The organism is Acidovorax radicis, assembly GCF_020510705.1.
In the GTDB taxonomy this organism is placed as follows: domain Bacteria; phylum Pseudomonadota; class Gammaproteobacteria; order Burkholderiales; family Burkholderiaceae_C; genus Acidovorax; species Acidovorax radicis_A.
In genome coordinates, this window is sequence record NZ_CP075184.1 from 127,987 (window position 1) to 152,123 (window position 24,137).

17 protein-coding genes are annotated in these 24,137 nt (G+C 67.3%); 13 read left to right on the forward strand and 4 right to left on the reverse strand.

What is annotated here, in order from left to right; genetic code table 11:
- Window positions 1-75: 75 nt before the first annotated feature.
- Window positions 76-1,362 (reverse strand): solute carrier family 23 protein, encoded by a 1,287-nt coding sequence (locus KI609_RS00575; RefSeq protein ID WP_226445908.1) that lies wholly within the window; start codon window positions 1,360-1,362, stop codon window positions 76-78.
- Between the two features lie 172 nt (window positions 1,363-1,534).
- On the opposite strand from KI609_RS00575, the gene KI609_RS00580 reads away from it, so the two are divergent.
- Both KI609_RS00580 and KI609_RS00585 read left to right on the forward strand, forming a co-directional pair.
- Window positions 1,535-2,305: a zf-TFIIB domain-containing protein gene (locus KI609_RS00580; protein WP_226445909.1), complete on the forward strand. Its 771-nt coding sequence runs from the start codon at window positions 1,535-1,537 to the stop codon at window positions 2,303-2,305.
- Window positions 2,306-2,489: 184 nt separating this feature from the next.
- Complete coding sequence (locus tag KI609_RS00585; protein WP_226445910.1) at window positions 2,490-3,404, forward strand: class I SAM-dependent methyltransferase; 915 nt, start codon at window positions 2,490-2,492, stop codon at window positions 3,402-3,404.
- A 188-nt stretch (window positions 3,405-3,592) separates the two neighbouring features.
- Here the strand turns inward: KI609_RS00585 and ubiM are convergent, their stop codons facing one another.
- Together ubiM and KI609_RS00595 are read right to left on the reverse strand one after the other, a co-directional pair.
- Window positions 3,593-4,909, reverse strand: a complete 1,317-nt coding sequence (ubiM, locus tag KI609_RS00590) for a 5-demethoxyubiquinol-8 5-hydroxylase UbiM (protein ID WP_226445911.1) — start codon at window positions 4,907-4,909, stop codon at window positions 3,593-3,595.
- Window positions 4,910-5,095: 186 nt separating this feature from the next.
- Entirely contained in the window at window positions 5,096-5,530 is a 435-nt protein-coding gene (locus KI609_RS00595) for a hypothetical protein (RefSeq protein ID WP_226445912.1), read from the reverse strand.
- Between the two features lie 309 nt (window positions 5,531-5,839).
- Here KI609_RS00595 and KI609_RS00600 point away from each other — a divergent pair, with 309 nt between their 5' ends.
- On the forward strand, window positions 5,840-7,909 hold the full coding sequence (locus tag KI609_RS00600) for an acetoacetate--CoA ligase (protein WP_226445913.1): 2,070 nt from the start codon (window positions 5,840-5,842) through the stop codon (window positions 7,907-7,909).
- A gap of 83 nt (window positions 7,910-7,992) precedes the next feature.
- A complete protein-coding gene (locus KI609_RS00605) occupies window positions 7,993-13,461 on the forward strand; it encodes a diguanylate cyclase (protein ID WP_226445914.1) in 5,469 nt (1,822 codons plus the stop codon).
- 55 nt (window positions 13,462-13,516) lie between these two features.
- Here KI609_RS00605 and KI609_RS00610 read toward each other — a convergent pair whose 3' ends face one another.
- Window positions 13,517-14,449, reverse strand: coding sequence for a LysR family transcriptional regulator (locus tag KI609_RS00610; RefSeq protein ID WP_226445915.1), 933 nt, complete (start codon window positions 14,447-14,449; stop codon window positions 13,517-13,519).
- A gap of 128 nt (window positions 14,450-14,577) precedes the next feature.
- On the opposite strand from KI609_RS00610, the gene KI609_RS00615 reads away from it, so the two are divergent.
- From KI609_RS00615 to KI609_RS00655, 9 genes are all read left to right on the forward strand, one after another.
- The gene (locus KI609_RS00615) at window positions 14,578-15,573 is read left to right on the forward strand and encodes a Bug family tripartite tricarboxylate transporter substrate binding protein (RefSeq protein ID WP_226445916.1); all 996 of its coding nucleotides are present in this window, start codon (window positions 14,578-14,580) and stop codon (window positions 15,571-15,573) included.
- A complete protein-coding gene (locus KI609_RS00620) occupies window positions 15,570-16,817 on the forward strand; it encodes a CaiB/BaiF CoA transferase family protein (RefSeq protein ID WP_226445917.1) in 1,248 nt (415 codons plus the stop codon). Before KI609_RS00615 ends, KI609_RS00620 begins: the two co-directional genes overlap by 4 nt.
- Window positions 16,814-17,980: an acyl-CoA dehydrogenase family protein gene (locus KI609_RS00625; RefSeq protein ID WP_226445918.1), complete on the forward strand. Its 1,167-nt coding sequence runs from the start codon at window positions 16,814-16,816 to the stop codon at window positions 17,978-17,980. Before KI609_RS00620 ends, KI609_RS00625 begins: the two co-directional genes overlap by 4 nt.
- A 13-nt stretch (window positions 17,981-17,993) precedes the next feature.
- On the forward strand, window positions 17,994-19,028 hold the full coding sequence (locus KI609_RS00630) for an acyl-CoA dehydrogenase family protein (RefSeq protein ID WP_226445919.1): 1,035 nt from the start codon (window positions 17,994-17,996) through the stop codon (window positions 19,026-19,028).
- Window positions 19,029-19,137: 109 nt separating this feature from the next.
- On the forward strand, window positions 19,138-19,926 hold the full coding sequence (locus KI609_RS00635; RefSeq protein ID WP_226445920.1) for a crotonase/enoyl-CoA hydratase family protein: 789 nt from the start codon (window positions 19,138-19,140) through the stop codon (window positions 19,924-19,926).
- A 56-nt stretch (window positions 19,927-19,982) separates the two neighbouring features.
- Window positions 19,983-21,173: a CaiB/BaiF CoA transferase family protein gene (locus tag KI609_RS00640; protein WP_226445921.1), complete on the forward strand. Its 1,191-nt coding sequence runs from the start codon at window positions 19,983-19,985 to the stop codon at window positions 21,171-21,173.
- Between the two features lie 14 nt (window positions 21,174-21,187).
- Window positions 21,188-21,703, forward strand: a complete 516-nt coding sequence (locus KI609_RS00645; protein ID WP_226445922.1) for a MaoC family dehydratase — start codon at window positions 21,188-21,190, stop codon at window positions 21,701-21,703.
- 85 nt (window positions 21,704-21,788) lie between these two features.
- Complete coding sequence (locus tag KI609_RS00650) at window positions 21,789-22,766, forward strand: Bug family tripartite tricarboxylate transporter substrate binding protein (protein WP_226450108.1); 978 nt, start codon at window positions 21,789-21,791, stop codon at window positions 22,764-22,766.
- Window positions 22,767-23,356: 590 nt separating this feature from the next.
- Window positions 23,357-24,025, forward strand: coding sequence for an N-acetyltransferase (locus KI609_RS00655; protein ID WP_226445923.1), 669 nt, complete (start codon window positions 23,357-23,359; stop codon window positions 24,023-24,025).
- The last annotated feature ends 112 nt before the right edge of the window (window positions 24,026-24,137 follow it).

Below are 24,137 nucleotides of genomic sequence, written 5' to 3' on the forward strand. Positions count from 1 at the left end.
GTTCCTTACAGATAAAGGGTTAACCCTTACATTTTTGACCGCCTCCCTGCACCAGTCCGTTGGCCCCCTGAGGGCTCATCCCTTGCGGTTGAGCAGCGCGTACAGCAACACCGCCCCGAAGGTGGCCGTGCCAATGCCGCCCAGTGCAAACTGGCCGAACTTGAGCGTGAAGTCGCCCGTGCCCAGGATCAGCGTGATGGCTGCCACGATGAGGTTCTTGTTCTGCGAAAAATCCACCTTGTTGTCCACCCAGATCTTGGCCCCGGCCACGGTGATCAGGCCAAACACCACGATGGACACGCCACCCATCACCGGCAATGGAATGGTCTGGATCAACGCACCGAACTTGGGGGAAAAGCCCAGCACCAGCGCAAACACGCCCGCCAGCAAAAACACGGCGGTGGAATAGATCTTGGTCGCTGCCATCACGCCAATGTTCTCGGCATAGGTGGTCACGCCCGTGCCGCCCGCGCTGCCGCTGACCATGGTGGCAATGCCATCGCCGATGAACGCACGGCCCATGAAGCGGTCCAGGTTCTGCCCCGTCATGGCCGTCACAGCCTTGATGTGGCCCAGGTTCTCGGCCACCAGGATGATGGCCACGGGTGCAATCAGCAGCATGGCATTGCCGCTGAACTGCGGGGTGGCAAAGTGGGGCATGCCAAACCAGGCGGCGTTGGCCAGGGCAGACAGGTCCATGGGCTTGCCCAGGCCCAGGCCATTGGTCAGCACCGCGTAGATGATGCTGGCCACGATCAGCCCCACCAAAATCAGCAGGCGCTGCACCATGCCGCGTGTGAGCACCGCCACCAGGCCCACGCTCACAAAGGTCACCACCTGCATCCAGCTGTCAAAGTTGCTGGCCGCCATGTTCTTGATGGGAATGCCCGCCAGGTTCAGGCCAATCACCGCCACGACCGAACCCGTGACCACGGGCGGCATGAAGCGTTCGATCCAGCCCGTACCGATGGCCTGCACCAGCACGCCGATCAGCGTGTAGAGCAGCCCGCACGCAATGATGCCGCCCAGCGCCACGGCGATGTTGGCGTTGGGCCCCTGGCCTGCATAACCAGTGGCTGCAATCACCACGCCGATGAAGGCGAAGCTCGAACCCAGGTAGCTGGGCACCTTGCCGCCGGTGATCAGGAAGAAGATCAGCGTGCCGATGCCGCTCATCAAGATCGCCACGTTCGGGTCAAAGCCCATCAGGATGGGGGCCAGCACCGTGGCGCCAAACATGGCAATCACGTGCTGCACGCCCATCACCGCCGTCTGCGGCCAGGGCAGCCGCTCGTCCGGCGCGATCACGCCGCCATGCTGTAGTTGTTCCGCGCTTCGCACCCGCCAGTTCATGAAACCCATGTTGTTCTTCCTTGTGGTTAAGGCGCGAATGCTACCGCCGCGCAGCGGTGGCTGTCGCGGTGTGGTGACCCGGTTCCGTGTGCATTCGTGCCGGGTTACGATTTGAGCGCACCTTCAGGCCCGGCGAAAGGCCAAGGTGGTGATTGCATCGCTTTTTTTATCGCACAGCCACATGCCACTCCTACCGCCCAGCCCGTCATTTCCCTCGTGCCCCTCCTGCCGCCAGCCCATGCAGTCGCATTCGTTCGCCAGCAATCTGGGCGACACGCTGGATCTGGACATCTGCTTCGCCTGCCAGGGCCTGTGGTTTGACCGGCACGAAAACCTCAAGCTCACACCTGCCTCGGTGGTCGAGCTGTTTCGCCTGATGCATGAGCACCGTGTGGACCAGCACCAGCCGCTGGGCGACCACATGGCCTGCCCGCGCTGCGTGCGCCCGCTGGAGAAAGGTTTTGATCTGGTGCGCAGTGGCCGCTACATGACCTATCGCTGTGCGCGCCAGCACGGCCGGTTCAGCACGTTTTCGTCATTCATGGTCGAAAAGGGCTTTGTGCGCCACATGACGCGGCCCGAGATCGACGACCTCGCCAAGCGCGTGGGTGCCATCTATTGCACCAGTTGCGGCGCCCCCGTGGACATCCGCAAGGACCACGCCTGCCCCTATTGCCGCGCCGCGTTTTCCCTCATCGACCCCCAGGCCGTGGTGCGCGCCATGGAGGGCTACGCCCAGGCGGGCGCCCGCGCCACGGCCTCTGCGGCGGCGCCTGCATCGCCCATGGACATCGGCGACGCCCTGGTGGCCCTGGAACGCGACCGCACGCGTGCCGAGCGTGAGCGCCAAAAGCGTGCGTTCACCAGCAGCAGCGATGTGGATGACAGCTCGTTCACCGGGGATTTGCTGGCCGCGGGAGTGGCGTTGGTGTGGGCGCTGGTCAAGGACTAGACTTTCAGCGTCTCGCTGGCGGCAAGCCCCGCCAGCGCCTTGACATACCGCAGCACGCGCTGCGGCCATTCACCGCAGACGGCGGTAAACCGTTCAGAATGGCGCGAGGCCTGTGTTTTGGGCCATACCGCATCCCACGCATCCCACGCAACCGTGGCGCCCGCTGCCACTGGAGGAGCGCCCCGTGCCGCAGCCCCCCGCCCGACGCCGTGTCCGACCGCCGCGCAGCCCTGCGCCACCTGCAGGCCCGGCCGGCCGCGCCTCCAGCCTGCTGCAGCGCGCGCAACTGCACCCCGTGCCCAGCACCCTGCTGATCCCGCTGGCCGCGCGCGCCTATGGCGGGCGTTATTTTCCCTGGCTCGATTGCCACGATGCCGTGGCCCAGGCGTTGCTGACCCAGTTGGGCGCCGACGTGAATGCGACCCTGGACGACTTGCCCACGGTGCTCAATGTGCTGTGGCGCACCCGCTCCATCAAGGAGGCGGGGCGGGCCTTTTTTGCCGAGCATCCACACGCGCTGGGCGTTAACCTGGGGTGCGGCCTGGCCCATCACTTTCAATGGTTGGATACGGGTGCCAACCACTGGCTGGACGCCGATCTGCCCGAGGTGATAGCGCTGCGCCAGCAGTTGCTGCCCCTGCGTTGCCCGCGCGCGCGCCAGGCCGAGGTGGACCTGGCGCAGCCGGGCTGGTGGCAGCGGCTGGGGCTGCCTGAGTCGGCCCATGGGCTGCCGGTGCTTCCCGTGCTGCTGGTGTGTGAAGGGGTGCTGATGTACTTGCAGCCCGAGCAGGCGAACGCCGTGCTGGCCGAGTTTGCGCAGTGCGCACCCCCTGGGTCGCGCATGGTGCTGGATGTGATGGCGCGCCATACCGTGGGCTTTGCTGCCCGTTGCCCCAGCATGCGCCCCACGGGCGCGGCGTTTTGCTGGGGCGTGGGCCGCATGGCCGAGCTGGCCGCTGTGCACCCGCGCCTGCAGCTGTTGCGCGAGCAGAGCGCTGCGGAGGGATATGGCTGGGCGGGCATGGCCATGGACACGCTGTGGCGCCCCTGGCTCGGCGCGCCACTGTATGGCCTGGCGACGCTGGGCGTGAAGGATTGAAGCCCCCCTGAGTCGCCTTTGGCGCCTTCGCCCGTAGGGGGACGCCACCCGTGGCCTGGCAAAGCCAGTTCCACGGTGGCACTGGCTTGGGCTGCGCCAGTTGCAGAGTGTGTGCTGCTGAAAAGTCGCTGTCCGTGTGGATGTTGAGGGGCCACTGTCCGAAAGCCCGTAGAGGTTGGCGCTGGCCGCTACACCTTGCGCAGGTCTGCCGTCGGCCCAGGCGCCAGCAACCGCGTCCACGCGGGGGCCTTGCCTGTCAGCTGTCCCACGATGGCGGCCTGCAGCGGCGGCAGGCGCCGGGCTCCCTGCAGCACCAACTGCCGCAGCAGGCGCGGCACCGGGCGGGCGTCGGTGTACAGGCGCACGATGGCATTGGTGCCCTGGTAGATCGGCCAGGCGTGGCGGTGGTGCGCCCGGGCGTACACGGCCAGGGCATCGGTACTGCCGATGTCCTGCCCTTGCTGGCGTGCGCTGACCAGGGCGGCGGTCAACCGCTCCACACCGGCCAGGCCCAGGTTGTAGCCATGCGCCGTGACCGGGTGCATGCCCACGGCGGCATCGCCCAGCAAGGCACAGCGGTGGCCTGAAAAACGCTGTGCATACGTGGCCACCAAAGGGTAGGCGTGGCGCTCGCCTTGCAGTGCCATGGGGCCGAGGCGCCCGTTGAACTGCGCTTGCACCTGGGCGGCGAAGGCCTCGGGGCTCAGCGCCATCAGGGCGGCGGCATCGGCCGTGCCCGCAGTGACCACCACCGAACACAGGGGGTGCCCGTCGGGTGCATCGGGCAGCGGCAGCACGGCCAGCGTGCGTTCGTAGCCAAAACACTCGTGCGCCACGTTGCCATGGGGCAGGGTGTGGCGCATGCGGCTGACAATGACCGTGCGGCCAAAGTCGCTCATCTGTGCACCAATGCCCAGCTGGCGGCGGGTGGCCGAGAAGCGGCTGTCGGCCGCCACCAGCAGCGGGGCGCACAGGCGCTGGGGCTGTGCGGGTGTGGCGGGCACCGCGTCACTTGCCGCGCCCACGGGCAGGTAGTCGAGTTCGGCTTGGGCCCCCTGCGTGGCCACGCGTGTGACCTGGGCGTTGCTGATGATGTGCACGCCGCGGGTGCGCGCCGCCACCTCGTAAGCGGTGCGGCGCAGCGCGAAGTTGGGCACGATAAAACCCAGCGCACCGTGCCCCGTGGTATCCGAGGCACCGGGTGCGCCCGGGGTGTGCAGCTGCAAGGCGCTGTGCAGCCCCACAGGGCCGTCGTGCACCTGCGCTTCGCGGATTTCACCGACCTCGTGGGCGGCAAGGCCCGCCCAGCTGCCCAGCCGCTGCAGGGTGTCTCTGCTGGGGTGGGTCAGGGCAATCTCGCGGCCATCAGGCGCGGGCGCGGCCAGCGCGCTGTCGCTCTGCTGCTCGACCACGGTGGTGGCAAAACCGGCCTGGGCGAGGGAAACGGCCAGCGACAGGCCGGCCGGGCCTGCGCCGACGATGAGGACGTCGCTGTGTGGAGTCATGGCACAAAACAAGGGAAAAGCAGCGGGCCATTGTGGGCGCCTGTGGCGCACAACGGTTTGCCCTGCATCAAGTCGCGGCGCCTGGTTTGCTATGTAATCAATAGCTGCTTGCGCTTATGGATAAAGCGCTGGAGGCCAAAAATGCCCAAATGTGGCCGCAACAGCCCCGAGCGCCGCTGTGCCGACTCAGGCTTTTGCCGTCTTGCGCGGCGTTTTGGTGGCTGATTTCTTTTTGGCCGGACCCGACTTCTTGCCGCGCAGATGCAGCCCCCAGATGACCAGCAGGCACAGGTAGGCCACGGGGATGCTGTACGCCGCAAAAGCCGCCAGCGACAGCGGCGGCGCGGTGATGGAGCGCGGGTTGGCCATCGTCTCCAGCAACTGGCGCGTGCCGGTGCCCAGCGTGGGCGTGGCGTGCTGGCTGCCCGAGCGGGCCATGAGGGCGCCCATGAAGGTGAAGAACTCCATCAGCAGCGCGCCGATCAGAAAACAGGCCAACAGGGCCATCAGGTGCGCAAACGCCCGCCGGTTGCCCTTGGCCAGAAAAACAAGCGCCGACACCAGCCACAGTGCAGGCAACAACAGGGCCAGAACGGGCCAGGCGGACAGGAGCATTTGCATCAGAGCGACGGGCCAGGGGCCCCACAAAAAAATCGACCACAGCGCGCATGCGCGCATTCCCGGCCACGGGGGTGCGCTGGCAGGGCGCAACCACGCTGCCCCGGTGCCACGCCCCCGCCGGGCCGTGGCGCGAAGTATAGGTACCTGCCACACACCTGGCACGTGCCTGCGGACGGGGACTTTTGGCGCGTGCGGTCCGCAGGCCATCTGCCCTGCACATTCCGCATGGCCCGTCGCGTGGCTTGCCATGTCAATTCGGAGACGGCGTGGCGTGGTCAACACCCCAGCGCGCTGGTACGCTGCGTCGCCATGGAGACAAAACAAAACACCCTGCCTTTCATTCCCCAGATCCGCCTGTACCAGAACTGGCTGCGCGACACGCGTGGCCTGCAGTTCGACAGCTACGACGCCCTCTGGCGCTGGTCCACCACCGATCTCGACGCCTTTTGGCAAAGCATCTGGGACTACTTCAAGCTGGAGTCGCCCACCCCCCACACCGCCGTGCTGGCCAAAAACACCATGCCCGGCGCGTTGTGGTTCCCAGGCGCCCAGGTCAACTACGCACGCCAGGCGCTGCGCCATGTGGATGCCGCGCATGCCGCAGGCCTGCCCGCCATCATCAGCCGCAATGAAAAAGGCCACCACCGCGAACTGAGCTGGCCCGAGCTGCGGCGCCAGGTCGCGTCGCTGGCCCTGCACCTCAAGGCCCAGGGCATCCAGCCCGGCGACCGCGTGGCCGCCTACCTGCCCAATGTGCCTGAGGCCATGATCGCTTTCCTGGCCACGGTGAGCATTGGCGGCGTGTGGAGCATCTGCGCGCCCGACATGGGCACCCACGCGGTGCTCGACCGCTTTCGCCAGATCGAGCCCAAGGTGCTGATCGGCGTGGACGGCGTGAGCTACGGCGGGCGCGACCACGACCGCCGCACCGTGCTGGCCGAACTGCGCGAGGCCCTGCCCAGCGTGCAGCACGCGGTGTTGCTGGGTAACCTGGATGCTTCTGTTTCGATAGCTGGTTGGGCAAGTTGGACAAGCGCTACAGCCCGAAATGATGCTGAAAACGCCGCCTTTGAGCCGATGTGGCTGCCGTTTGACCACCCGCTGTGGATCGTCTATTCGAGCGGCACCACAGGGTTGCCCAAGCCCATCGTGCACGGCCACGGCGGCACGGTGCTGGTGGCGCTGCAGCTCAAGGTGCTGCACAACGACATCGGCTGCAGCTACGAGCCCAACAGCTTTGGCGAGCGCTACCACTGGTACAGCTCCACCGGCTGGGTGATGTGGAACGCGCAGCTCAGCGGCCTGTTGTCGGGCACCACCTGCGTGATCTACGACGGCAACCCCGGCAGCAGCAAGGACCACCCGGACTGGGGCGTGCTGTGGCGCTTTGCGGCCGAGACGGGCGTGACCTTTTTCGGCGCGGGCGCGGCGTTTTTTGCCAACTGCATGAAGGCGGGCATCACGCTCAAGGACTATGGCGACCTGAGCCGCATCCGCGCGCTGGGCACCACGGGCTCGCCGCTATCGCCCGAGGTGCAGCAATGGGGCACGGCGCAGTTCGAGGCGCTGGGCACGCATGACATCTGGTGGAACAACATCTCCGGTGGCACCGACTTTTGCGGCGCCTTCATCGGCGGCCACCGCGAGATGCCCCAGGTGCCCGGCGAGATGCAATGCCGCATGCTGGGCGCGGCGGTGGAGTCCTGGAATGCCGAGGGCTTGCCAGTGATGAGCGAGGTGGGCGAGCTGGTCTGCGCGCAGCCCATTCCGTCTATGCCCCTGTACCTGTGGGGCGACAAGGACGGATCACGCTACCTGTCGAGCTACTTCGACATGTACCCCGCAGGCCACGGCCGCCAGCCCGGCGGTGGCGACGGCCCCGCCAGCATGGGCGCGGTGTGGCGCCATGGCGACTGGCTCAAGATCGGCGCCAACGGCGGCTGCGTCATCTACGGCCGCTCTGATGCCACCATCAACCGCCACGGCCTGCGCATGGGTACGAGTGAGATCTACAGCGCGGTCGAATCATTGCCCGAGGTGCTCGACAGCCTGGTGGTGGACCTGGAATACCTGGGCCGCGAAAGCTACATGCCGCTGTTTGTGGTGCTGCGCCCTGGCCACGCGCTGGACGAGACACTGCGCGAGCGCATCAACGCGGCCATCCGCACGGCCCTGAGCCCACGCTTTGTGCCCGACGACATCTTTGCCGTGGCCGAGGTGCCGCGCACCTTGAGCGGCAAGAAGCAGGAGCTGCCGATCAAGAAACTGCTGCTGGGCCAGCCCATCGAGAAGGTGGTGAACAAGGACGCGATGGCCAACCCGGGGTGCCTGGACTGGTATGTGGCGTTTGCAGCCGGTCGCCTGGCAGACGCCCGATAACCTGCGGATCTATGCACTGAGCGGAGGGTGGCGGCCGCCACATCCAGCACTATGATGGTGTTGCCACCCAAGGTCCGCTGCACATGCACCTCGAAACGATTCCCGGCCCCGCTTCAGGCGCGGCCTCCGGCGTGGCTCATGCGGCCGACCTGGCCTTTGCCCTCCCGGGGCTGCAGTTTGCTGGCTGGACGGTGCTGGAGACCCTGCACCAGGGGCCAACGTCCCACGTGGTGCGCTGCGTGCACGCGGATGGCACGCGGGCGGTCATCAAGCTGCTGCGCCGCGAAATTCTGGGGCCCGTCGATGTGGCGCGGCTGCGGCGTGAGTTTGAGCTTTCGCGCCGTGTCAGCCATCCGGGCATCGTGAGCGCCATCGCGCTGGACAGCCATGCAGGCGCTCTGTTCATCGTATTGCCCGATGACGGCGCGATGGCCCTGGACGAGCGCCTGCGCCGCGCTGGCCCGCTGCCCGTGGCGCAGGTGATCGAGATCGCGCTGGCGGTGGTGGATGCGCTGGAGGCGCTGCACATCCACGGCATCCTGCACAAAGACATTGCACCCGCCAACATCGTCATGGAGCCCGAGCAAGGCCTGGTGCGGCTCATCGACTTCGGCATTGCCGCAGACACCGTCTTCGAGCGCGCGCTGGCCCTGGGCAGCCCCGATCCTGAGGGCACGCTCGCCAGCATGGCGCCCGAGCAGTCAGGTCGCCTGGCACGCGACGTGGACTACCGCTGCGATTTCTATGCCTTGGGCGCCACGCTGCAGGAACTGTTGACAGGTGAGCCGCCGTTCGGCCACATCAACGACCCGCTACAGGCCGTGCATGCCCACCTGGCGCTCGCGCCGCATCCGGTGCTGGCCTTGTGCCCCGAGGCGCCCCCTGTGCTGGCGCGACTCATCGCACGCCTGCTGGCCAAGGAGCCGGAGCACCGTTACCAGAGCCATCACGTGCTGCGTCGGGACCTGCGCGCCATCCGCGATGGTTTGCGCGACCCAGCGCTGCAGCAGCAGGTGGTGCTCGCCCAGGGTGATCTGTCGGAGCAATTTCGCCTGTCGGGCCGGCTCTATGGACGCAGCGACGAGGCGAGCCAGCTCCACCAGGCCTTTGAAGCCGCCGCTGGGGGGGCGTCGCGTCTGGTGGCCATTGGCGGCGTGTCGGGCATTGGCAAGACGGCGCTGGTGCAGGACGTGCAGCGCAGCTTGCTGGCGCATCGGGGGCAGATGGTGAGCGGCAAGTTCAACCCCCTGGGGCTGGGTGACCCCTGTGCAGCCTTCGTGCAGGCGCTCGCGCAGCGCATCGAACAGGTCATGGCGCAGCCGCTGCCGCAGCGGTCCCTGTGGCGCGAGCGGATGACGGCCCTGCTGGGGCCCAACGCGGGCGTGGCACAAGCCGTGCTGCCTGCGCTGGTGGAGCTGCTGGGCGGCGTGGCCCCGGTGGACTCAGCGCCCGGCCCCGCCGAGAGCGAGAACCGCTTTGTGCGCACCATGCAGATGTGCTTTGCCGCGTTGGCCAGCGCCCAGGAGCCCGTGGTGGTGTTCATCGACGATCTGCAGTGGTCTGACCGCATTTCACGCCGGCTGCTGCGCGAACTGGTGCTGGACGAGGGCCTGCACCACCTGCTGTTCATCGTCGCCTATCGCTCCAACGAAGTGCCGCCCGACAGCCTGATCGCACGTGATCTGGCCGCGCTGCAGGCCGTGGGCGAACGCCGTGTGGCCCTGTCTGTGGGCCCTCTGGAGGTGCGCGACGTCGCCCAGTGGTTGAGTGACTCCTTGCAGCAGTCCGTGAGCGAAGTGCAGCCGCTTGCGGCAGCCTGTCACTCCAAAACCGGAGGCAACCCGTTCTTTCTGGGGCGCTTTTTGCTGGACCTGCATGCGCGCCAGCACATCTGGCTGGACCGTGCGGCACCGTGCTGGCGCTGGTCCATCGACCACATCCACCGCGAGAAGGTGGCCGAGAACGTGGCCGAGTTCATGCTGGGGCAACTGCGCAGCCTGCCCCAGGCCACGCGCCATGCGCTGGTGCGGGCCGCCTGCATGGGCAGCCGCTTCGAGTTGCGTGCGCTGGCCATGGCGTGCCGTCAGACACCGGCCCAGTTGCTGCAGGCCCTGCGCCCGGCGATGGTGGCTGGACTGGTGCTTCCACGCGATGCGCGCCATCAATGGATGGCGGTGCTCGATGAGAACGAAGGCCGGTCCATCCAGGCGGAATTTGTCTTTGCGCATGACCGTGTTCAGGAAGCGGCCTATGCCCTTGCGCCTGCGGACGAACGCCCCTTGCTGCATCTGGACATCGGTCGGATGCTGCGTGATGCCGTGCCCGATGGCGCCGTGGTGGACTTTCCCATCGTCAACCATCTCAATGCGGGACGCGCCTGGATCGACAATGCCGCAGAACGCGCGCAGCTGGCATGCCTTAACGAGCAGGCGAGCCACCGGGCCGCGGAGGCCGCGTCATTCGATCTGGCTGCCGGGTACGCGTTACAGGCCGTGGAGCTGCGGGGCGAGGCCCAGTGGCAGACCGACGCGCCCGCCGCATTGGCCCTGCGGGTGCATGCTGCACGCATGGCGGCATTGCGTGGCGATGGCGCCACCACCGAGGCGCTGATCGACGCCGCTTTGCACCATGCCACAGGGCTGGGCCCGGTGGCGCAGGCGCGGCTGCTGGACGTGCGCATTGAGTCGTTCTATACATCGGGCCAGCTTCACAAGACGCTGGAGCTGGGCCTGTCGGTGCTGCGGCTGTTGGGCACCGAGCTGCCCCAGGCCGCGACCCCCGACGATGTGGGCCGGCTTATCGCCGGCCTGCGCGAAGAGATCGAAGCCCTGGGCCTGGAGGTGCTGGCCGAGCGTCCACCCATGACCGACGCTCCGTGTCTTCAGCAGATGGCCGTCATGGCCAAGATGACGGCCGCTGCCTACATCGCCCGCCCGGCGCTGCTGCCGCTTCTGACGCTGGTGCAGGTGCGCCTGATGGTGGCCCGCGGCCATGCGCCTGTGGCGCTCTCGGCTTATTCGGTGGCAGGGTTGATGGTGGCCGAGTTCCTGGGCGACTATGCCTTTGGATACCGGCTGGGCCGCATGACCATGGGACTGATCGAACGCTACCACTGGCGCGCGGTGTACGCGCATGCCGGCTTTTCGTTCAACGCCTTCCTGCGCCACTGGATCGAGGGCATCAACCAGGGCCTGCCAGGCTTGCTGGCGGTGCACCACAGTGGCCTGGAAACCGGCAACCTGCGCCACGCGGGCCTGGGCTTGTATGTGCATGGTTACCACTGCCTGCTCGGCGGCATGCCGCTGGCCGACCTGCAAGAACGCCTGGATGGCGACGCCATCACGCTGCAGCGCATTCGGCAGCCCGTGGCGCTCGATTACCTGAACGCCCTGCGCGCGGTGGTGCGGGCGCTGCGGCAGGACCATTGGGGCGCAGAGCCCCTCGAACAGGGGATTTTTTCTGCAGCATCGCTGGAGCGCACCTACAACGCGCGCGTGGACCAGACCGGCGCGATGTTCCTGCATGCCTGGCGCTGCCTGTTGGCGGCGCTGGCCGGGCGATCAGCCCAGGCGCTGGCGTCGGGCCTGAAGGCGCAACCCTTGTTCGCTGCCGGCCGGGGCATGGTGATGGTGCCTTTTTGTGTGTTCTTTACCGCGGTGGCGGCCCTGGACGAGGCCGACGCGGGTCGCCTGCCGATCGACCAGGCGCAGCGGCATGGCGAGCAGGGCAGCGAGCGGTTGGACCGCTGGGCCCGCACCTGTGCGGACGTGCAACCGCTGGCCCATCTGCTGCACGCCCGCCGGGCGACGGATGCCGGTGTGGCCGATGCGGCGTTCGGGGCGGCCCACGCCGCAGCCTTGGCCACGGGCAACCTGTTCCTGCAAGGCTTGGTGCACTGGCACCAGGCGCGGGCCTGGTACCAGCGCGGTGACACGCCCGCCGCTTCGAACGCAGTGGCCGAGGCCCGGGCCCTTTTTCTGCGTTGGGGTGGCAGCGCCTTGGCAGGTGGGCTGGGCATGCTGGCGCAGCCGCCCAAGCCCTCGGCCTTGGGGCCTGTGGTTCCAACGGCGCACCACGGTGCGCCTGCCACGGCGGGCGCGCAGGCGCTCGACATGGCCACCCTGATGGCCACGGTGCAGGCCGTGACGGCCGAGATCGCGTTGGATGCGTTGCTGGCACGCATGCTGGAAGTGCTGCGGCAAAACGCCGGTGCAGGCCGCGCCGCCATCGTGTTGCGTGGCCCGCAGGGGGAGTGGCTGCTGCATGCCGACGGAGCGCAGCTGCACAGTCCGCCCCTGGCGCTTGAGGCCGCCGCCAACCGCCTGCCGCTTGAGGTGCTGCGCACGGTGCTGAACAAGGGCGAAGCGGTGGTGATCGACGACGTGTGCGCCAGCGATGCATGGCTGCGTGCCGCGTACTTCAGCGCGCGGACCACGCGCTCGGTGCTGTGTATGCCGTTTGCGCGCATGGGGCAGGTGGTCGGTGCGCTGTACCTTGACAACAATGCCATGGCTGGGGCGTTCTCGCGCGAGCGCATCCGGTTTCTGGAGCTGCTGCTGGGCAGCGTGGTCAATGCCATCGACAACGCGCGCCTGTATGCCGAGTTGCGTGGTCTGGCCGACACGCTGGAGCAGCGCGTGGCCGAGCGCACGAGCGCGCTGGCCGCGAGCGAGTCGCGTTTGTTGTCCATCCTGCGCAATGCGCCCGTGCCCATGACGGTGACGCGCCTGTCCAGCAACACCTTTGTGTACGTCAACGACCGCGCGGCGCTTGAATCGGGCATGGGCGCGCAGACCTTGCTGGGCACACACCCCAACGTCATCTATGCAGACCCGACCGAACGCGAGCGGCTGCGCGAGCAGTTCTTGCGCGACGGTGTGGTGCGCGACCACGAAACCAGCCTGGTGGTGGCCGGCGGGCGTACGCTGTGGGTGCTGATCTCCATGGTGCCCATCGAATACGACGGCGAGCCCTGCACGCTCACCACCGTGGTGGACATCACCGAGCGCAAGACCATGGAGGACGCGCTGCGCAAGGCGGCCACTACCGATGTGCTCACCGGCATCGCCAACCGGCGCCATTTCATGGACCGCACCGAGGCCGAGCTTGCGCGCGCCCGGCGCCATGGGCGGCCGCTGGCGCTGGCCATGTTCGACATTGATCATTTCAAACGCGTCAACGACCAATATGGCCATGCGGTGGGTGACGAGGTGCTGCGCGCCGTGGCCCGGGTTTGTGTGGAAGCGATGCGCCAGCACGACATGGTGGGGCGCGTGGGGGGCGAAGAGTTTGCCCTGCTGATGCCCGATACCGGCATGCACAGCGCCGTGGCGCTGCTGGAGCGGCTTCGGATCAGCCTGCGGTCGCTGCGCGTACCTTTGCCGGCCGAAAGCGGCGCCGAGGAAGTGGGCATCACCGCAAGCTTTGGCGTGAGCGCGCTGCAGCCCGCCGACACGCTAGACGCTCTGTTAGCCCGGGCCGATGACGCCCTGTATGCGGCCAAACGCCAGGGACGGGACCAGGTGCAGGTGGCGTCACCACCGCGCGCATGAAGGGTGAAAGACTGAACGGCGGGGAGGGGGCTGTTGTTGCGCGTGGCTCGGTCGTTCAGCCGGCCGCAGGCGCATCGGCTGGCGGCGCCAGGCCAGGCGCCGTGGAAAAACGCAGGGCGTGTTCGGTGAAACGTTCCACCAGCCTGCTGGCATTGCCCTGCAGCCGGGCCAGCGCAATGCCCACATGAAAGCCCGGCGGGTTGTCGGTCAGTGTCAGGCATTTCACGCCGCGCGGCACCACCTGCCGCGCCACGCCCGCCACCAGGCCCACACCCAGGCCCGAGGCCACCAGGCTCATGATGGTCTGCACCTGCATGGCCTCTTGGGCCACATGCGGCGTAAAGCCTGAGAGCTGGCAGCGCATCAGTGCCAGGGCCGAAAGGCTGGGCACCTTGTCTTGCGGGTACATGATGAAAGGCTCGTGTGCCGCGTCGGACAACGCGATGGCCTCGTGCGCCGCAAGCGGGCTGTGTTCCGAGACGGCGAGCACGAAGTCGTCGCGGTCCATGGGCAGCAGCTCGAACGGTGCCGGGTGCAACACCGGGTAGCGCACAAAACCCACGTCAAAGCGGCGCGAGACCAGGCCATCCAGGATCTCGGACGAGGTGGCCTCGGTCAGGTCGAGCTCAATTTTGGGAAAACGCTCGCGCAGCGAGGGGATCAGCTCGGGCAGCAGTGCATATGTCGCCGAGCCGATGATGCCCATGCGCAGCAGCCCGCCCTGGCCCTGGCGCGCATCCATCACGGCCTGGCGGCATTGCTCGGCGTGGAACAGGGCGAGCCGCGCATCGGCCAGCATGGCCTCGCCCACGGGTGTGAGGAACACGCCCGTGGAGCGGCGCGTGAACAGCGTGTCTCCGAGTTCTTCTTCGAGTTTGCGGATGGACACCGACAGCGGCGGCTGCGCCATGTGCAGCAGCTCGGCCGCGCGGTGGAAGTTGCCCGTTTCCGCGAGCGTGACGAATTGGCGCAGTTGGCGCAGGTTCATGTGATATCCAAATGGTATTGGCTTTTCAATTCTTAATATTAGACGGCACTAGTCCTGGTGACTAGAGTGCAAGCCAGAGCCCTCCGAAGGGCCAACAAACCTGCCAACGATTCACGGAGACAAACCCCATGCAAAAGCGCAGAACCATTCTGGGCGCCTTCGGTAGCGCCGCCCTGATCACCGTGGGCGCCACACTCGCGCCCTCTGCCCTGGCCCAGACCCAGGCCCAGACCTTCCCATCCAAGACCATCAAGTTCGTCGTCCCCTTCGGGCCTGGCAGCGGCACCGACACCTCGGCGCGGTACTTTGCGCGCAAGTTGCAGGACCTCACGGGCCAGGCCGTGGTGGTCGAGAACAAACCCGGCGCCAACGGCTTCATCGCCGTCAAGCAGGTGCTCGCGGCGCCAGCCGATGGCTACACCGTGTTCATCGGCAGCAATTCCACGCTGGCCGTGAACGCCGCGCTGTTCAAGGAGCTGCCCTATGACCCGGTCAAGGATTTCGCACCGCTGACGATGATGATGCGCTCGCCCGCCATGCTCACTGTCACCCCGCAGGCGCCGTATCAAGACCTCAAAGGCTTGTTGGCCTACGCCAAGGCCAACCCCGGCAAGATCAATTTCGGCGCCGGTTCGGCGGGCTACCAGCTCATGGGCGAGTTGCTCAACGATGCCGCCCAGGTGCAGACCGTGCATGTGCCGTTCAAGGGCGCTGGCGAGACCATGACGGCCGTGGCTTCTGGCACGGTGGACTATGCCTTTGCCGAGGTGACCGCCGTGCAGGAGCTGGCCAAGGGGGGCCGCGTGAAGGTGCTCGCCGTGGCGGCCGACAAGCGCGTGGCCTCGTCGCCCGACGTGCCCACCGCCAGCGAGGCCGGTCTGCCCGGGTTCGAGGCTTACACCTGGGTGGGCGCGATGGTGAGCGCCAAGACACCGGTGGCCGAGACGGCCAAGCTGGCGGAGTTGTTCACGGCGATCTCCAAAACGGACGAAACCCGCGCCTTCTATGAGCGCATTGGCGCCACGCCCATGACGGGTGGCCCTGCGCAGATGCACGCATTCCAGAAGAACGAGATCGCGCTGTGGACGCGCATCGTGCAGCAAGCCAAGGTGCCGCAGCAATGAGCGACGGGGCCGCCAAGCCGCCAGGCGCGCTCCAGCACGTGAAGGTGCTCGATCTTTCGCGTGTGCTCGCAGGTCCGTGGGCCGCGCAAACGCTGGGGGACCTGGGGGCCGAAGTGATCAAGGTCGAGCGCCCCGGCACCGGCGACGACACCCGCGCCTGGGGCCCGCCGTATGTGACGGACCCGGCAGGCCAGCCCACGGGCGAGTCGGCCTATTACATGTGCACCAACCGCAACAAGCAGTCGGTGACGGTGGATTTCACGCGGCCTGAGGGCCAGCAGATCGTGCGCCAGCTCGCGGCGCGGTGTGACGTGCTCATTGAGAACTTCAAGACCGGCGGCCTCACGCAGTACGGCTTGGATTACGCGAGCCTGCGCGCGCTCAACCCGCGCCTGGTGTATTGCTCGGTCACCGGCTTCGGCCAGGACGGACCCTATGCGCACCGCGCCGGGTATGACTTTCTGATCCAGGGCATGGGCGGGCTCATGAGCATCACCGGCCGCCCCGATGGCGAGCCTGGCGGCGGCCCCATGAAGGTGGGGGTGGCCCTCACCGACATCCTCACCGGCCTGTATGCCAGCACGGCCATTCTGGCCGCCCTGCAGGCGCGCGAGCACACGGGCCGGGGCCAGCACATTGATCTGGCGCTGCTCGACGTAGGCGTGGCCTGCCTGGCCAACCAGGGCATGAATTACCTGTATGGCGACAGGGTGCCGCAGCGCATGGGCAACGCGCACCCCAACACCGTGCCCTACCAGGACTTTCCGACCGCCGACGGCCACATGATCCTCGCCATTGGCAACGACGGCCAGTTCGCGCGCTTCTGCCAAGCCATCGGCGAGCCGGGCTGGGCGCAGGACGAACGCTTCACGCGCAACGCGGCGCGGCTGGCAAACCGCACCGAGCTGGTGGAGCGCATCCGCGCCGTGACCGCCACGCGCAGCGCACGCGACTGGATTGCGCTGCTCGAGCAGCATGCCGTGCCCTGCGGCCCCATCAACACCGTGCGCGACGTGTTCGAAGACCCGCAGGTCAAGGCCCGTGGCCTGCAGATGACCATGCATCACCCGAAAGCGGGCGCGGTGCCCCTGGTCGCCAGCCCGATTCGCCTGTCGGACACGCCGGTCACCTACCGCCACACCCCCCCGCAGCTGGGCCAGCACACCAACGAGGTGCTCGCCCGCCACCTAGGCCTCACGGCCCAGGCGCTGCAAACCTACAGAGACAACGGAGTATTGGGATGAGTACCCTGGATTCACTCACGCTCACGCTCACGCGCATCCCTGCGCAGGACGAAGCCTTGCGCGCCGAAGTGCGCGCCTTTCTGGCCGAGGCCACCCGCGACATGCCCGCGCATATCCGCGCGCGTTCCTGGAGCGGCTACAGCACCGCATTCAGCCGCCAGCTGGCCGCCAAGGGCTGGATTGGCATCACGCTGCCGCAGGAATACGGCGGCGGCGGCGGGCGCAGCGCCTTCGCACGCTATGTGCTGGTCGAAGAGTTCCTCAACTTCGGCGCGCCCGTGGGCTCGCACTGGATCGCCGACCGCCAGAGCGCGCCGCTGATCTTGAAATTCGGCACCGAGGCCCAAAAGCAGTTCTACATTCCGCGCGTGTGCCGTGGCGAGGCCTTTTTCTGCATCGGTATGAGCGAGCCCAACGCGGGCTCGGACCTGGCCAGCGTGAAGACGCGCGCCGTCGCCAACGACCAGGGTTTTGTACTCAACGGCCAGAAAATCTGGACCACCAACGCCCACCACTGCCAGTACATGATTGCGCTGGTGCGTACCTCGGGCACCACCGAAGACCGCCACAAGGGCCTGTCGCAGGTCATCGTCGACCTGTCGCTGCCCGGTGTCACCGTGCGCCCGATAGAAGACCTCTCGGGCGACAGCCATTTCTGCGAGGTGTTCTTCGATAACGTGCAGCTGGGTGCGGACGCCCTCATCGGCGCCGAAGGCCAGGGCTGGGCGCAGGTAACCGCCGAACTGGCCTTCGAGCGCAGCGGGCCCGAACGCCTGTACTCCAGCATCGTGCTGTTCGACCAGTGGCTCGACTACGTGCGCACGCCCCAGGGCCGCACCGAATCGGCCCGGCAACTGGCTGGCAAGGTGCTTACCCAGCTCGCGCCGCTGCGCGCCATGTCGGTGTCGGTGCAGGAAAATCTCACCCAGGGCGCCAGCCCCATCGTCGAGGCCGCACTGGTCAAGGAGCTGGGCACCACGCTGGAGCAGATGATCCCCGCCGCCATTGCGGAAGACCTGTTTGCGCGCGATGCCGAAGACGTGCCGGTCGAGCTGCTGCTGACGCTCAAGTACGTGACGGAGGCCTCGCCCTCGTTCTCGCTGCGCGGTGGCACGCGCGACATCCTGCGCGGAATGATCGCCCGCGGCCTCGGCTTGCGTTGAATCGGAGACACCCATGACCACGAACCACAACGACATGTTTGCCGATGCCGCCCGCGACGTGCTGGCGGACCAGTGCACCCCCCACGTGGTGCGCGCCATTGAAGCGGGTGGCCGCACCGCCGGGGCCACCGCCGCCTTGTGGGCGCAGCTCGAAGCCACCGGCCTGGCCGATGCGCTGCTGAGCGAAGCCGACGGTGGCGCCGGCCTGGGGCTGGGCCAGGTGTTCGGCGTGCTGGAGCAGTGTGGCGCACATGCGCTGCCCTTGCCCCTGGGCGAAACCATGGTGGCACGCGCACTGCTGGCGCAGGCCGGCGTGGCGCGTCCGGCAGGCTGTATCGCGCTGGCACGCGGCGAGCGCCTGGCCGATGGCGGCCTGCGCTGTGCGCTGGTGCGCAGTGGCCAGGTGGCCGCCGCGGTGCTGGTGCAGGCGGGCACCGCATGGCGCTTGTTGGGCACCGGGGACGCACAGGCCACCCCGCAGGCCCTGGCGCTTGATGCCGCGCTGGCCTGGACGGCCGCGCAGGTGCAGGCCGCACCCGCCGTCGCGGTGGATGGCGCGCTGGACGTGCGCACCCTGCAGGCCGCCGTGGTGGCGCCACCCATGGCGGGGGCGCTCAGCAGCGTGTTTCAGCGCAGCTTGCAGTACGCCAATGAACGCCAGCAGTTTGGCCGCCCCATCGGCAAGTTCCAGGCCATCCAGCACCAGCTGGCGGTGATGAGCGAGCACGTGTTTGCCGCGCGCATGGCCGCGCAACTGGGCTGCAGCGGTGCGGGTGTGGTGCCCGAGCGCCTGCGCGTGGCCACGGCCAAGGCGCGCTGCAGCGAGGCGGCGCTGGTGGTGGCCGAGTTGGCGCACGCCATCCACGGTGCGATCGGTTTCACCGAGGAGTACGACCTGCAGCTGTTCACGCGCCGCCTGCATGCCTGGCGCCAGACCGCAGGCAGCGAAGCCTACTGGTATGGCGTGGCGGGCGAGGCCCTGCTGCAGCACCCGGGCATGACGCTGGACACCGTGCGGCGCATCACCGACGTAGACGCAGTGCTTTAAAAACCATAGCGGCTAGCGCTTTATCTGTATGGGTTTCAACATGAAATCCATTGGAAATTCTTGTTTATCAAGCGCTGCTAGCTCATTTTTTTGATATTGGAGACATCCCATGGCCTTTCTGACCATCGAACGCGACGGCGGCATTCTCACCGCCACCATGAACCAGCCCGAAACGCGCAATGCGCTCACGGGCAACACGGCCGTGCAGGAGTTCGTGCAGCTGTGCGAGGACGTGCGCAAGGACGCCAGCGTGAAGGTGCTGATCCTCACGGGCGCCGGCCCCATCTTCAGCTCGGGCGGCAACGTCAAGGACATGAAGCGCTTCTTCGACGACGCGCTCACGCCCGATCTGATCCGCGAGGAGTACCGCCAGGGCATCCAGCAGATCCCCAATGCGCTGGTCCAGCTTGACGTGCCCGTGATCTGCGCCATCAACGGCCCGGCCATCGGCGCGGGGCTGGACCTGACCTGCATGTGCGACATCCGCATCGCCAGCGAGACGGCCACCTTTGCCGAGAGTTTTGTGCGCGTGGGCATCGTGCCCGGCGACGGTGGCGCCTGGCTGCTGCCGCGCGCCGTGGGCATGGCCAAGGCGTCCGAGATGGCATTCACAGGCGAGGCCATCAGCGCGCAAGAGGCGCTGGCCTGCGGCCTGGTGTCGCGCGTGGTGGCTGCTGACCAGCTGCTGCCCACCGCCCGCGCTCTGGCCGCCAAGATCGCCGCCAACCCTGGCGCCGTGATGCGCATGACCAAGCGCCTGCTGCGTGAAGGGCAAAGCGCCTCGCTGGCCTCGCTGCTGGAGATTTCGGCGGGCTACCAGGCCATCGCCCACAAGACGGCCGACCACCGTGAAGCGGTGACCGCCTTCATTGAAAAACGCACGCCGAAGTTCCAGTAAACAAAGGCTGCACCGGCCTCGACCCGCCCCACCCAAGCGTTCCCGGAGATCCCACGATGAAGCCGCTGCAAGGCCTGCGCATACTGGATTTGTCCAGTGTGATTTTTGGCCCCCTGGCCAGCCAGATACTGGCCGACTACGGGGCCGAGGTGATCAAGATCGAGCCGCCCGAGGGCGACTCGACCCGCCATACCGGCCCCTCCAAAGAGGCGGGCATGGCGGCCATGTTCCTCGGCTCCAACCGCAGCAAGAAAAGCGTGGCGCTGGACCTCAAGCAGGCCGGCGCCCAAGAGGCGCTGCGCGCCCTGATCGCCACGGCCGATGTGCTGATGCACAGCATGCGGCCGCAAAAGCTGGCGGCCCTGGGCCTTGCGCCCGAAGCGCTGCGCCAGCGCTTTCCGCGCCTGGTGTACGCCAGCTTGGTGGGCTTTTTGCCGGGCCCCTATGCCGGCAAACCGGCCTATGACGACGTGATCCAGGGCATGTCAGGGCTGGCCGATCTGATGGAACGGCAGGGCGGCGAGATGCGCTACCTGCCCACCATTGCCGCCGACAAGACCTGCGCCCATGTGGCCGCGCATGCCATCCTGGCAGCGCTGTGGCAGCGCGAGCGCACGAGCGAAGGCGCCTTTGTGGAAATCCCCATGTTCGAGTCGATGGTGGGCTTCAACCTGGTCGAGCACTACTACGGCCAACACTTCGAGCCGCCACTGTCAGAGCCCGGCTATCCGCGCGTGTTGGCCCCCTGGCGGCGGCCCTACCGCACGGCCGATGGGGCGGTGGCCATGATGCCGTACACCAATCAACACTGGCAGCGCTTCTTCACCGAAGTGGGCGCCCCACAGCTGGCGCGCGATGCGCGTTTTGTGGATATCGCCAGCCGCACGTGGCACATCGCCGAGCTGCTGGAGCTTGCCTCGGGCTTTACCGAGCGCCACACCACGGCCCACTGGATCGCGGTGTGCGAGCGGCTGGAGATCCCTGCAGCGCCCGTGGCCCGGCTGCAGGACCTGCCGCAGGACCCGCACCTGGTGGCCACTGAATTTTTTGAAACCATTGCCGACCCGGCCCTGGGGGAGCTGCGGTTTCCGGGCGTTCCGGTGCGTTTTGACGGGCAGCGCCCCGCCATCACCATGCCGCCCCGTCTGGGGGAACACACCCAGGAGCTGCTGGCCCAGGCCGGGCTCAGCGATGCGCAGATCGAGGCCTTGCGGGGCACCCGCGCAGCCATTGCCCCCGCTTCTTGACAAGGACACTTTCCATGACGAGCCAGAACACACCTGCACCCCCCCACCGCCATGCCGCCACTGCCGGCGTGGACCGCCAATTGCCGCGCCTCGGACAAGGTTTTGTGTGGCAGGACCTGAGCGTGGGGCAACGCTTTCGCACCTTCCGGCGCACCGTCACCGAGACGGACCTGGTCAGCTTCATCGGCGTGACCGGCATGCTGGAGGCGATCTTCATCGAAGACGGCTACGAAGGCGGCGCCATGGCCGGGCGGCCGGTGCCGGGGGCGCTGACCTACGCGCTCATCGAGGGCTTCATCCTGCAGACCCTGATCCAGGGCACGGGCCTCGCCATGCTGGAGCTGCACCAGAAGATCCTCGCGCCCGTGCTGGTGGGCGACACCATCGAGGCGGTGGTGGAGGTGACGGAGATTCGCCCCACATCCAAAAGCGGCCGCGCTGTCGTGACCTCGCGCATCGACGTCTTCAATCACCAGGGGGTGATGGTGATGACCTACACCGCCACCCGGCTGCTGGCCGGGCGCACGTGAATCGATTCCCCAATTACATACAACCACTCAGGAGACAAGCACCATGAAGCAAAACGACCATAAAACATCCGCACCAATACACAAAATGCGGCGTCTGTGCCTGACCGTGCTCAGTTGCGCGGCTGGAGTGGCTGCGATTGCCCCCATGGGCTTGGCACAGGCGCAGACCTACCCCTCCAAGCCGATCACCCTGGTGGTGCCGTTCCCACCAGGCGGGCCCACCGACCAGGTGGCGCGCGTGCTGGCGCAGAAGCTGAGCGAGCAAATGGGGCAGTCCGTGGTGGTGGACAACAAACCCGGTGCCAACGGCAACATTGGCGGCACCCAGGTCAGCAAAGCGGCGGGTGACGGCTATACGCTGCTCTACAACACCTCGTCGATCACCTTGAGCCCTGCGCTCTACAAGAACCTGAGCTACGACGTGCAAAAGGACCTGGCGCCCGTGGCCCTGACCGCCGTGGTGCCGCTGGCCCTGGTGGTGCACCCAAGCGTTCCTGCCAACACCGTGCGCGAGTTTGTGGCGTACGCCAAGGCCAACCCTGACAAGCTCTCCTATGGCTCGGCGGGCAACGGCAACGTGACCCATCTGGCGGCGTTCCAGTTCACCAAGAGCCTGGGCATCGACGCTGCGCACGTGTCGTACCGGGGCAGCGCCCCGGCAGACGTTGACCTGGTGGCGGGGCAGATCCAGTTCATGACGGACACCATCAACTCGGTGATGCCGTTCGTGAAGGACAAGCGCCTGAAGCTGCTGGCGGTCACCACCGCCAAGCGCATGTCCCTTTTCCCCAACGTGCCCACGCTGGCGGAAACCGTGATGCCTGGCTTTGAGGCAGGTGCCTGGCAGGGGGTGATGGTGCCGGCCAAAACCCCGCCGGAGGTGGTGCAGCGCCTGAACGCCGAGATCAACAAGGCATTGCAGAGCGAGGAGGTGCGCGCCAAGCTGGCCGTGCAGGGCGCTGAGCCATTGGGCTCCACGCCTGCGGAATACCGGACCTACATCGGCAAGGAGCTCCAGCGCTGGGCCGGTGTGGTGAAGTCGACAGGCATCACCCTGGATTGAATCGCTGGGCCGCCCGAGCCCGCTGACCAGCCATGCGGGGCGCAGAGCTGCTGATGCGCGCTGGGTGGCTCTTGGGGTTTGCGCCGCGATATCGCACTGCAACAGTGCGATATCGCTAGCGGGCTACCATTGCCGCGCTGCCCGGAACGCATTCCGCCTTTCGGTGTTCACGCCCCCACGTTTTCGCGTTTCCGCACTTTCACGCGTTTTCGTACACACCCATCCACACTCACACCCACACCCGCTTGCACCGACATGCCGCACCAGACCGCCACCGTTGACACGCGCCCCCCGCAGGTGCGGGTCGCCGCGTGTTCGGGGCCGCGGTGGGGCTTTACGCCCGTGCACGCCTCCCACTCCCGTCACACCCACGGGCCGCTGGCCCGCAGCTGATAACGCGCCGGCCTGGGTGTGACAGGTCGGCGCATCAGGCTTGAGGCAGGTGGGCGCCAGCGCATGCGGCGGCCACGCCTCGGGCCCTTTTCCACACACCGATTTTGGACACCCCGGGCCGCTGGCCGCCGTTCGGGGTGGTGGTTGTGCCATGTGGCCACCGGCGCCACGCGCCGGGGCATCTCCGGGAGCCCGTGATGGACCTCGCCCTTGTTGCTCATTCCCCTTTCACGCCCGCGCGCTGGGGCTTGCCATGGCCCCGGCGGGGCCTGGCGTGGCTGCGCCCGGCCGAGCTGCGCATTGATGTGGACCCCACCGCCACCCGCCCGCTGCCCCAGGAGCTCGACACCCTGCACGGGCGGCTGCACACGCCCGGCGACCGCCTGTATGGCTTGCCGCGCATCCCCTTGCCCCACGCCGGTTTCGCCATGCGCTACCGCGAGGCCGATGGCGAGTGGTATGTGTATGTCGAAGACCTGCATGCGAACCGCCTGGCGGGCTACACCGTGTTCAACCGCCTGATCGAGGTGGACCGCTACGCCGACGAACATGTGCGCGCGCCGCACTCGCGCTATGACACCGGCTACCAGCGCCGGGGCCTGGCCAGCGCCGTGTACCGCTGGGCGCTGGGCCGGGGCCTGTGCCTGGTCTCGGGTGCGCGCCAGTCGCCCGGGGCCCACGCGCTGTGGGAGTCGCTGGCGCGTGAGTACGACACCGGCTTTGTCGATCTGGCCCAAAAGCCCATGGGCTACGTGGGGCCCGACGTACCGGGCCCCGCCCGCGAAGCGCTGTCGGTGCGGCGCGTGATGCTGGGCCAGGGCTGGACCATGGAGCGGTTTGCCGCCGCCGTGCGCATGCGGCTCTGATACGGATGGGCTTTCAACCGGATAACGTCGTTAGGCCGCCTTGCTGTGTGAGGGCACTGTCTGCGGCCGCTGCCTGCTGCCTGGTTACCCCATGGAATGCAAATCCCTAGCG